The organism is Methylomonas sp. (assembly GCF_023228165.1).
Classification (GTDB): Bacteria; Pseudomonadota; Gammaproteobacteria; order Methylococcales; family Methylomonadaceae; genus Methylomonas.
Genome location: NZ_JALOBS010000004.1, coordinates 195,255 through 205,771, shown reverse-complemented (window position 1 = coordinate 205,771; position 10,517 = coordinate 195,255). Strand labels below are relative to the sequence as shown.

Annotated in this window: 12 protein-coding genes; 11 read left to right on the top strand and 1 reads right to left on the bottom strand. The window is 49.8% G+C overall.

Features of this window, described 5'->3' with window-relative positions; translation table 11 throughout:
- Positions 1–1,048: ATPase, T2SS/T4P/T4SS family (locus tag M0R33_RS04855; protein WP_292565887.1), on the bottom strand; the 1,048-nt coding region annotated here is incomplete at its 3' end.
- Positions 1,049–1,389: 341 nt separating this feature from the next.
- Between M0R33_RS04855 and M0R33_RS04850 the strand changes: the two genes are divergently transcribed.
- The 11 genes from M0R33_RS04850 (at position 1,390) to M0R33_RS04800 (ending at position 10,517) form a co-directional block, all read left to right on the top strand.
- Positions 1,390–1,977: a TetR/AcrR family transcriptional regulator gene (locus M0R33_RS04850; RefSeq protein ID WP_292565885.1), complete on the top strand. Its 588-nt coding sequence runs from the start codon at positions 1,390–1,392 to the stop codon at positions 1,975–1,977.
- 111 nt (positions 1,978–2,088) lie between these two features.
- Positions 2,089–2,484: a rhodanese-like domain-containing protein gene (locus M0R33_RS04845; protein ID WP_292565883.1), complete on the top strand. Its 396-nt coding sequence runs from the start codon at positions 2,089–2,091 to the stop codon at positions 2,482–2,484.
- A 124-nt stretch (positions 2,485–2,608) separates the two neighbouring features.
- Positions 2,609–2,893: a DUF4242 domain-containing protein gene (locus M0R33_RS04840; protein ID WP_292565882.1), complete on the top strand. Its 285-nt coding sequence runs from the start codon at positions 2,609–2,611 to the stop codon at positions 2,891–2,893.
- A gap of 5 nt (positions 2,894–2,898) precedes the next feature.
- Positions 2,899–3,078 (top strand): (4Fe-4S)-binding protein, encoded by a 180-nt coding sequence (locus M0R33_RS04835; RefSeq protein ID WP_292565879.1) that lies wholly within the window; start codon positions 2,899–2,901, stop codon positions 3,076–3,078.
- Between the two features lie 95 nt (positions 3,079–3,173).
- A complete protein-coding gene (locus M0R33_RS04830; protein ID WP_292565877.1) occupies positions 3,174–4,373 on the top strand; it encodes an FAD/NAD(P)-binding oxidoreductase in 1,200 nt (399 codons plus the stop codon).
- The gene (locus M0R33_RS04825) at positions 4,370–4,804 is read left to right on the top strand and encodes a DUF1641 domain-containing protein (RefSeq protein ID WP_292565874.1); all 435 of its coding nucleotides are present in this window, start codon (positions 4,370–4,372) and stop codon (positions 4,802–4,804) included. The genes M0R33_RS04830 and M0R33_RS04825 overlap by 4 nt, the downstream gene beginning before the upstream one ends.
- A 667-nt stretch (positions 4,805–5,471) precedes the next feature.
- Positions 5,472–6,146, top strand: coding sequence for a PspA/IM30 family protein (locus M0R33_RS04820; RefSeq protein WP_292565871.1), 675 nt, complete (start codon positions 5,472–5,474; stop codon positions 6,144–6,146).
- The gene (locus M0R33_RS04815; protein ID WP_292565868.1) at positions 6,147–6,773 is read left to right on the top strand and encodes a YqiJ family protein; all 627 of its coding nucleotides are present in this window, start codon (positions 6,147–6,149) and stop codon (positions 6,771–6,773) included.
- Between the two features lie 20 nt (positions 6,774–6,793).
- Entirely contained in the window at positions 6,794–8,494 is a 1,701-nt protein-coding gene (locus tag M0R33_RS04810) for a flotillin family protein (RefSeq protein ID WP_292565866.1), read from the top strand.
- 221 nt (positions 8,495–8,715) lie between these two features.
- Positions 8,716–9,396, top strand: a complete 681-nt coding sequence (locus tag M0R33_RS04805; protein WP_292565864.1) for a TIGR00266 family protein — start codon at positions 8,716–8,718, stop codon at positions 9,394–9,396.
- 17 nt (positions 9,397–9,413) lie between these two features.
- Positions 9,414–10,517 (top strand): M48 family metallopeptidase, encoded by a 1,104-nt coding sequence (locus M0R33_RS04800; RefSeq protein ID WP_292565862.1) that lies wholly within the window; start codon positions 9,414–9,416, stop codon positions 10,515–10,517.

The window sequence follows — 10,517 nt, the reverse complement described above, 5'->3', positions numbered from 1 at the left end:
TAATTTTGCGTTCGGAGGTAATGAGCTGCTTTAACGCCGCATACAAACTGGTGGATTTACCGCTGCCGGTGGGACCGGTGATCAAAATAATACCGTGCGGCTGCGCCAAGATTTCCATGAAGTTTTCCGCCTGCTTGCCGACGAAACCCAGCGCGGCAAAATCCAGCACCGCATTTTCCTTGTCAAGCAACCGTATCACCACGCTTTCGCCGTACAGTGTCGGTATGGTGGATACCCGCAAATCCAGCTCTTTGCCTATCATTTGCAATTTGATGCGACCATCCTGCGGCAAACGCCGTTCGGCAATATTCAGTTTGGCCATGATTTTGATGCGCGATAACACCGCAGCGGTCGACGCCACCGGCGGCGAATCAATGTCCTGCAACACCCCATCGATACGCAGGCGTACTTTCAAGCTTTGCTCGAAAGGTTCGATATGTACGTCGGAAGCACGGCTTTCCACCGCTTTTTGCAGTATGAAATTCACCATCCGGATAATCGGCGCTTCGCTGGCCAAATCTTTTAAATGCTCCAGGTCTTCGCTGCCCTCTTCTTCCACACTCAAGCCGTCCATCAGCTTATCCATTTGCGACTTGCCGTCGCCATACTGAATTTCCAACGCCGCATCGATATCGGACAGTTGCCCGACATGCAGCCTGATTTGCTTGCCGGTCGCCAATCGCAAGGCATGCGGCAAGTAATCATCTTCCGGGTCCATCACCGCCACGTCGATTCCATCATCGTCAGCTTGCAAACCCACCACATGATGGTATTTCAAAAACCGTAACGACACATGATCTTGCAAAGGCGATTGCGGCGGATAGTTTTCCGGGCGCAGGCGCTCCAGACCATGGGTTTTAGCAAAGGTTTCGGCCACATCCGCATCGGAGCATAAACCCAATTTGACCAACATTTGCGGTAATGAATCGTCTTGGGCCGACTTTTGCATGCGGCGGGCTTTGGTCAAATCGTTATCCGAAAGTTTGCCGTTACGTTTTAAATGACTTAAAAATTCGGCGTATCTTTCGGGCATGTTTACGGTTTCCATACGGGTATCTCGCTAATAAATCCAAAACGTGCTTACTGGCTGCCAATGAATCCCACACCTATACGGCAAGGAAGTTAATTACTATAGGCGCCTGATTATAACGGCACTATGCGTGCAATAGCGTGAAATATGATTGCGCAAATTACGCCCGGTTTACCCTACCAGTAAAATTCAAGCTAATACCGTTAGCTCATCAAATTCGGACACCTCAAGCCCCTCTCATGCTGGAGTAATTTATATTCAATGGCATATGAATGAAGCCACGTATTCAAAAGCTCGAGCCTTAAAATGAAAAAATTTATTGACAAAATATACGACCGGTCGTATATTTTGTACCCACTATGAACAGCAAGCCTTCCAAACGTACAAAATTACTAGACCAAGGTGTTTATCTGTTGATGAACCAGGGCTATCATGCAACCGGAATCAACGAAATTGTAAATGCCGTACAGGTACCCAAGGGTTCATTTTATAGCTACTTCGATAGCAAAGAAGAGTTTGCCGCTGAAAGCATTAATCACTATATCGAACCCTTTATACTGCTATTAACGCGGCACCTACAACACTCACAAGTCGACCCGCTCACTGCTTTAAAAAACTACTATGCAGAGCTAATTGTTGCAGTGGAAAAGAATGGATACAAAGGGGGATGTTTACTGGGTAATTTGATGGGTGAAATCGGCGATACCAGTGAGCGGTGCAATCAGGCGCTAAAGTCTGCTGTTGAACGCTACAAAGCGCTGCAATATAAGGCTTTGCTGCAAGCACAAAAGGAAGGCAGGGTGCGTACCGATAGGAGCGCAGACATGATGGCTAACTTATTGGTCAATAACTGGCAAGGCGCGTTGTTACGGATGAAAATCGAACAATCCGTACAACCTTTGCAAGAGTTTTACGATACCTTATTGAATGATTATTTTGTTGCCTAGTTGCTTGTAGATTAGGAATAAAACAGGATGACTCAAGCGACGGTTGTCTGGGTCTTTTTTTTAGGCCCAAAAACAAGACGACCGGTCAACTATTAACCATGGGATTTTAATATGAGCGAAGAAAAAACCTTAATGGATTTTGTTAAACAGGCAAAATCGCAAATACACGAAATTGATGTATTAAACGTTAAACCTCTCTTGGATGAAGGCTATCAGGTACTGGATGTACGAGAACCTGCAGAATTTATGTCGGGTACTATTGAGGGTGCGCTAAATATTCCGCGAGGAATACTGGAAGCGGCGGCCGACCGTCAATATGCGGGTCGGCGTGAAGAATTGATGGATCGCGATAAAAAATGGCTACTACTCTGCGCCAGTTCCGGGCGCTCTGCCATGGCGGCGGCTGTGATGCAACAAATGGGCTTTAAAAATATCAGGAATATTAATGGCGGCATCACCGCCTGGAAAGCGGCCGAATTAGCCGTAAATATTCCGCCACAAACTTAAGCCTTAACCAATAAACAAGACCGTTTAACTAACAAACTTTTATGCGATAGGGTCATGACGACCTATATCGTTTTTTTAACAACCAACCAAAGACGACTGGTCGTATTACAGCAAAGGAGACAACATGCCTAAATATATTATTGAACGAGAAATCCCTAATGCAGGCCAATTAACCTCGACAGAGCTGCAACAAATATCACAAAAGTCCTGCTGTATTCTTAACGATATGGGGCCGCAAATTCAGTGGCTGGAAAGTTATGTGACGGACGACAAAATCTATTGCATTTATATCGCCCCCGATAAACAAAGCATTAAAACGCATGCGGAACGCGGTGAGTTTCCGGCAAATTCGATTGCCGAAGTAAAAACAGTGATTAATCCAACAACAGCTGAAAATAGCAGAGGTTAAGCACCATGAAAATACAATGGGATAAACAAACATGTACGCACTCCGGCAACTGTGTCAAATCACTACCCGAGGTATTTAAAGTGGTGGACGGACAATTTGTGATCGAACCAGACAATGCGACTGACGATGAAATCGTCAAGGTAGTCAATCAATGTCCTTCCGGGGCGCTCAAACGCGTCGACTGACTAAAAAACGGGTCTTCTTGCCCGGCGTTAGATATTCGTTATCGATACGTCTGACAAGTTGACCCTTCACTGAATAATCAATTGAAGGAGTCATTATGACTAGCTCGACAAAACGCATTATCGTGGTTGGCGGCGGGATAGGCGGCACCATGACCGCTAATAATTTAGTCGCTAAATTTTATCCGGAGATTCTAAAAGGCGAAATTGAGATCATGATGCTCTCAAATTCCCCTAACCATATTTACAAGCCGGCCAATATGTATGTGGCTTTTAACGCTTTTCATCCGCATGAACTGGTGCGTAAACAACGCTCGTTATTACGCCCGGAAATTATTTTTCATGTCGATGGTGTGGAAAGTTTCGAATTCGAGCAAAATCGCGTCCTTTGCCAAAGCGGCAAGCGCTACCATTATGAGTATCTGGTGATTTCCACCGGCTGTATTCCGGCACCGGAACGCATCGAAGGCTTGAAAGAGGCCGGCGATCATTTTTATCAGACTAAAGCAGCCCAACAACTCGCGCATAAATTACGCACCATCGAAGAGGGCCGTATATTTATCACGGTCAATTTCCCCAAGACCCCGAACGTACCGCATCAATGCGGCATTGCCCCCATCGAAACCACCTTAATGCTGGATGAATATTTACGTAAACGCGGCGTGCGGGATCGGGTAGAGATTATTTACAGCTATCCGACCGTTTCTCAATTATTGCGTAATTGTTTGTTTCTACAGAAACCCACCTGCGATGTGTTGCCGACTATTTTCGATAGTAAAAACATTAAATATCAACGCGGTTTTACGTTAGATAAGGTCGATCCCGAAACCAAAATAGCCTATTCGGAAGAAGGTAAGTCTCAAGAATTCGATATTTTAATGGCCACGCCGCCTATCCGCGCGGTAGATGCCGTGATTAATTCAGGCAAGTCGCAAGCCCAAAACAATGAAGGCTGGTTACCTACCGACTTTGAAACCTTGAAAATGTACGGTACCGATAATGTCTATGTGATGGGCGATACCGTTGATTTGCCGGTGAGTAAAGCCGGTGGCACCTGTCATAACCAATCGCCTGTCGTGGTGGAAAATATCGCCTCGGAAATTCGTCGTGGTTACACCTCGGCTATCTATGACGGCAAAGTACAGGCCATCGCTCAAATGGGATTAGAAGCCGGCATGCCACTCTGGTACGACTATAAGCATGATGTACAGGTCGCCCCACCTACCAAGCTCGGTGGCTTAATGCGTAAAACGTTTAATCGCGGCATTTATTGGGCTGTTGCACGTGGAATCGTTTGATTACAGAGGAATTACTTATGTCTGAAGAAAAGCAGTTAAATACAAATGTAGCAAAACTTGTGTCGGATACGGCGCTTAATGACCCGGCAACCCTTGACGGTATTAAGAATCTAATCGATAAAGCCACCCCCTTAGTACAAGCTGGACGCTTCAATAACATCATCGATTTATTATCGATCATATCGGACAATATCGAATTTCTTGATGAAGCGGCACTGGAAAAAACCACTAAAGTAGGCGAAGAAATTTTAGCCTTGGGCTGGACAGCCGGTAATGCCGTGCGTATGGCAAACGCGCAAACGGAAGCATTAGAAAAGCCACCCGGTTTATTTCAATTAATCAGCTCGCTAAACGACCCGGATGTGCGCCGTTCATTGCATTTTTTTATCGGCACCATGCGCATTATTGGCCGGCAGATGAAAAATGATTAATCAATAAATTTTGATGACTAATTTAATTAGTAACCGCTACTAACGCCGTTATTCAGACTAAAGACTCTCGCTTCGCATACTACTCTGGCGACCCAGTCTTTAGCCTGTTGACATTATTTTCCCGCTATTTTTTGTTAGTTTACGTCTATATGCTGATCTATCCCTGTTTCCAGCGAGTAACCCGCTCCGATTAGCCATCGCGTAATCGGAGCAGTATTGGCTTAGAAATACGCGATTACCCAAGCGAATCACACCTACATTTTGAAGGACAGCTTAATTGCCTGTACTTATCTGTTCGAATTAATCTAGTTTGGCTACAAGGGCCCGACAAATCTCGTTTAAAATCAAAATTATTCTAACCGCTAATTCGCGGGAAGCGCCTATCTGTCTACTTCTGTGATTTTAGGGTTCCGATTCCACTCTGCTATCCAAATTGCCGACCTGATATTTTCGGCTAAACTTGTTCCGGATTTTTACAAAACTGAAATAAATTTTGTGTATAAGCGAAATGAGTAGTCGGTTGGTTTTTCATGTTGCCTGCCCCGATGCACCGCCAACCGCTTCGAATCAGGCCGCCCCGGATAAATGCGAGCCGGACGGCTGCCTTAATGATATCGATTGACAATGCACCCCTCATCTCGACCAACCAAACACCCGGAGGCTTATCATGACGGAAACTCTTGCCGCGCGCGTCGCCCGAATCATCGTCGGCGGTGCGCATGCACTGATCGATAAAGCCGAAAATCTGAGCCCGGATGCGGTGATGGCGCAATCCGTCAGGGAAATTGAACAAGTAGTCGCCGAAGTCCGGCTGGATTTCGGCAAGGCCGAAGCGGCCAAGCATTTGACCGTGTCGCAAATGTCCAAGTTAAATGTCGAGCACGAACAGCTTACCGGACAAATCGAAGCAGCGGTGACGCAAGGCCGGGACGATTTGGCCACGGCAGCCATCGGCCGACAAACCGATATCGAGGATTATTTGCCTGTCCTGCAAAAATCGCTGGATGAGCAATCTGAACATGCATGTGAATTAGAAAACTACATTCTGGCCTTACAGGCAAAAAAGCGCGAGCTGACTCAGCTACTCGACGACTATTCGGCTGCGCCGGAAACCGCCAGACCTGCCGAAAATCCAGACCGGCTAAACCGGGTGGATGACGCGGAATCCGCTTTCGATCGGGTAATGGCACGGCAAACGGGTATAGGCGGACCTGGCCAGGGTATTAACCAGGATGCCGCCAAGTTAAAAGAGCTGGCGGAACTTCAACGCAAGCAACGCATCGCCGACCGATTGGCCGCCATCAAGGCCAACGCAACCGCCACCAAACAATCAGGACTTTAGATGGAACTGTTGCTGGCACCGCAATCGCTACCTTTCACGGCCGCATTGGTTTTGCTGTTGCTGATCGGCATCGTGGAAACCGTAGCGGTATTAAGTGGACTGACTCTTTCGAGCTGGCTGGATGTGCTATTTGCGGACAGTCTGCAGGGCGCCGCGGATTCCTGGCTGGGCTGGTTGCATGTCGGTCGGGTACCTGTTTTGGTGTTGCTGGTCAGCTGGCTGACGGCGTTCTCGATTATCGGCATGTCCTTCAATACCTTGGCATACAGTTTGTTTGGACTCTACCTCTATCCTTTGTTCTCGGTACCGACCGCACTGGTCTGCTCGATACCGCTGGTACGACTGATCGGGGCCGGCTTGATCAAAGTCCTACCTAAGGACGAAACCTCGGCCGTGCTATTGGAAACCCTGGTCGGCCGCACGGCAGTAGTGATCAACGGCACGGCCAGAGCCCATTATCCGGCGGAAGCCAAAACCAAAAACGAACAGGGCCAAACCTTTTATGTTCGGGTCGAACCCGAACAGGACTCCCAGACCTTTACCGCCGGGCAATCGGTATTGCTGATCAAACAAATATCCGGCACGCGGTTTTTGGCCATCGCCAATCCGCGCCCCGATTTACTCTAATCTCAACCAGGAGACTTTGAATGGACCAATTAATGGGGCTGGGCTATATCGTCGGTAGTGCATTGGTGGGATTAATCACCATCGGCCTGATTTTTGCCCGTTTGTATCGGCGCTCGTCAAAGGAGTTGGCCTTCGTCCGTACCGGTCTGGGCGGACAAAAAGTGGTGATGGACGGCGGCGCCGTGGTGCTGCCGATTTTCCACGAATGCGTCAACATCAACATGAACACCCTCAAGCTGGAGGTATCGCGTTCCGGCGCCGACAGTTTAATTACGCTGGATAGGCTGCGGGTGGATGCGGTGGCGGCGTTTTTCGTGCGAGTAATACCCAGTGTAGAAGGCGTGGCCAGCGCCGCGCAAACTCTGGGACAGCGCACCATGCACCCCGATTCGCTGAAGGAACTGGTGGAAGACAAATTTGTCGATGCCCTGCGGGCGGCCGCGGTGTCGATGGGCATGCATCAATTATTGGACAAGCGCGGCGACTTTATCCAGGCGGTACAAAATGCCGTGTCCGAAGATCTGTTAAAAAACGGCCTGGAACTGGAATCGGTGAGCTTGACCCGGCTGGACCAAACCCCGATCAAGTTCTTCGATTCGCAAAATGCCTTCGACGCCGAAGGCCTGACCAAGCTGACTCAGCAAACCCAGCAACGCGCCCGGGAGCGTAACGAAATCGAGCAAGATACCGCCGTGGCGATCGCGAAAAAAAACTACGAGGCCACCCAGCTCAAACTAAATATCGAAAAAGACCAGACCTTTGCCACCTTGCACCAACAACAGGAAGTGGCGACCCGCGACGTGCAACAAAAAGCCGAAATCGCCAGTATTACCGCCCAGCGGGAACGCGAAGCGCAGCAAGCCAAGATCGATGCCGAACGCTTGGTGCAGGAAGCCGAGGTGGAAAAAAGTCGCGCCATCCGCCAACGCCAGATCGAAGCCGACCGCGAAGTGCAAGTCGCTAAAATCGAACAGGAAAAACAAACCACACTGGTCGAGCAGGATAAACAAATTTCGATTGCGGAAAAATCCAAGGCCCAATCCGAAGCCGAAACCCTGGCTCACCAAGCCCGCGCGCTGGCGGCCGGTGCCGAAGAACAAATCAAAACCGCCCGCGACGTGGCGATTGCCGAGCGTGATAAGCAAATCGCCCTGGTGGCCGCAGACCAGGATGCCCAGGAACGGGCCATCGGGGTGCGGGTAGCCGCCGAAGCCGAAAAAGACGCCGCCGAAAACCAGGCCGAAGCAATCAAAATCAAGGCCGAAGCCCAACAACTGCAATATCAAGTAGAAGCCAACGGCATCGAAATGCGCAATGCCGCATTGAATACTCTGGCCGCCGAACAGATAGCCATGCAGATCAAGATGAAGCTGCTGGAGGTGTTGCCGAGTATCATCGAAGCCTCCGTCAAACCGATCGAGAAAATCGACAGCATCAAGATCGTGCAAGTGGACGGCCTGAATCGAGGTCCAGCCAGTAATGCCGGCGAGACCGGATCATCCGGCGGTGGTAGCCTGGCCGATCAAGCGGTTGCCGCCGCGTTGACTTACCGTGCTCAACAGCCGATTTTGGATGCGGTACTGAACGAAGTCGGCCTCAAAGGTGGCGATTTGAACCACCTGGTTCAAGCGGCTACCCAGGATTTTTCACCGGCTGAAAAACCAACCAAAGCAGACCCGGCAAACACTCAACAGGCCAATCCAGGCAAAAAATCAAGTTAGAATTGGATTTGACTAGACTTTCCGAATTGAAATCCCCATTTAACGCATCGTCGTCCCGACGGCGATTAGCGGAAACCAGAAGTCATGGATGCCAACAATCCATGCCGACATGATCTGCTTGGATAGCGGGAGGTTATTTATGACCAAATCCTTAGAGTACTTGCCAAGCACTCAATCGCAAAATTGGCTATGCTAATTACCATCGTTAACAGGAGTTATTTATGAAATTCGAGATCACGAACCCGGGTGCTTTTTCGACGTTGCTGGTACAGCTGGCAGCCAACGAAGCCGTCAAGGCCGAGTCAGGCGCCATGATCACCATGAGCGAAACCCTGGATGTCGATTCCAAAATGGAAAGAGGTCTGCTGGGCGGCTTATCCCGTAAACTGCTGACCGGCGAATCGTTATTTTTCCAAACCATCACAGCCGCCCGCGGCCCAGGCGAAGTTCTAATGGCTTCTGCTTACCCCGGAGAAATCGCCGTGCTGGACCTGGACGGCTCCGAGGAATATATCCTGCAAAAAGACGGCTTTCTGGCAGCCGAACAGTCCGTACAGGTCTCCACCAAGGCGCAAAACCTGACCAAGGGCTTGTTTTCCGGCGAAGGCTTTTTCGTGATGCGGATCAGCGGCAAAGGCAAATTGGCCATCAGCACCTACGGCGGCATCCAAAAACTGTCGCTGGCCCCTGGCGAAACCCGCATCATCGATAACAGCCACATGGTAGCCTGGAGCGCTAACGCCAACTATAAAATCGAAAAAGCCTCGAAAGGCTGGATTTCCAGCTTCACCAGCGGCGAAGGTCTGGTCTGTCGATTTACCGGGCCGGGCGATGTTTACATTCAAACCCGCAATTCGCCGGGCTTTGGTTCCTGGGTGCGCCAGTTCATCCCAACGCGCTAAAACACGCTTTACAAATAATGAGTTTAGTATCCGACTTCAACGGGCTGCATTATGCCGGGCGCGAAAAATTCAGCGTGCGATTTTCCATATCCGGGCATGGACTGATTGAATTCGAAACCGCCGAACAGGGTCGGTTGGCGGTTGCCCTGCAAAGCAGCAGATTGGAACTGATCGGCGACCCGAACACCACCCTGCAAATCAGTTGGTCGACCCCTATCGGCCGGTACGCGCTGTTATGTAAGGAGCCTGAAATTTTCGATAAACTGTTATCGCTGAATTTACCCCAACCGGCTCGGGAGCACGTAACCGCGTTACAAACCAAACAACGCCGAAACCTAACAGGCGAAAAGCACCGTGTTCCGGTTTATTTAGGGCTGATAGCGGCGTTTTTTGTCGGCGGTTACTTTACCCTGCATTATTCCGCCCCATTGATTGCCGATTTGATTCCCTACGAATGGGAGCAAAAAATCGGCGCTTTCGCCTTTGAAAACTATCAAATGGGCAAAAAAACCGTCACCGACAAAACCGCCACCGATGCGGTCAACGCCATCGTCAAACGTATAGACCAGTTCGACGGCGCGGATATCGAATACCGGGTGGCGGTGGTCGATGCGGATATGATCAACGCCTTTGCTTTTCCCGGCGGCTATGTGGTGGTCACCACCGGTTTGATCGAAAACGCCGACAATCCGGAACAAGTCGCCGGCGTATTGGCCCATGAATTGACGCATGTATTGCAGCGGCATAGCATGCGCAAACTGGTCCGCCAGGCCGGCATGGGCGTGTTGATCGGTATTGTGTTCGGCGACCTCTCCGCCCTGTCGCAGCTGATAGAACTCAGCTCGCAACTCGACAGTCTGTCATTCGACCGCAGTCAGGAACGTAGCGCCGACGACGGCGCGATCGAAATCATGACCGCGGCCGGATTGTCGCCGCAAAATCTGGCGGCGTTTTTTGAAAAAATCCAGAAAGCGGATGCGCTTACCGGCAATATTCCGGAACTGTTTCAAACCCATCCGCTGACCGACGAGCGCATCAAACGGGTGTCTTCCGCCGCCGAACCGGCACAGCCTTTCACATTCGATATGGATTGGCAACAAGTGAAGCATGGCGTACAGTAA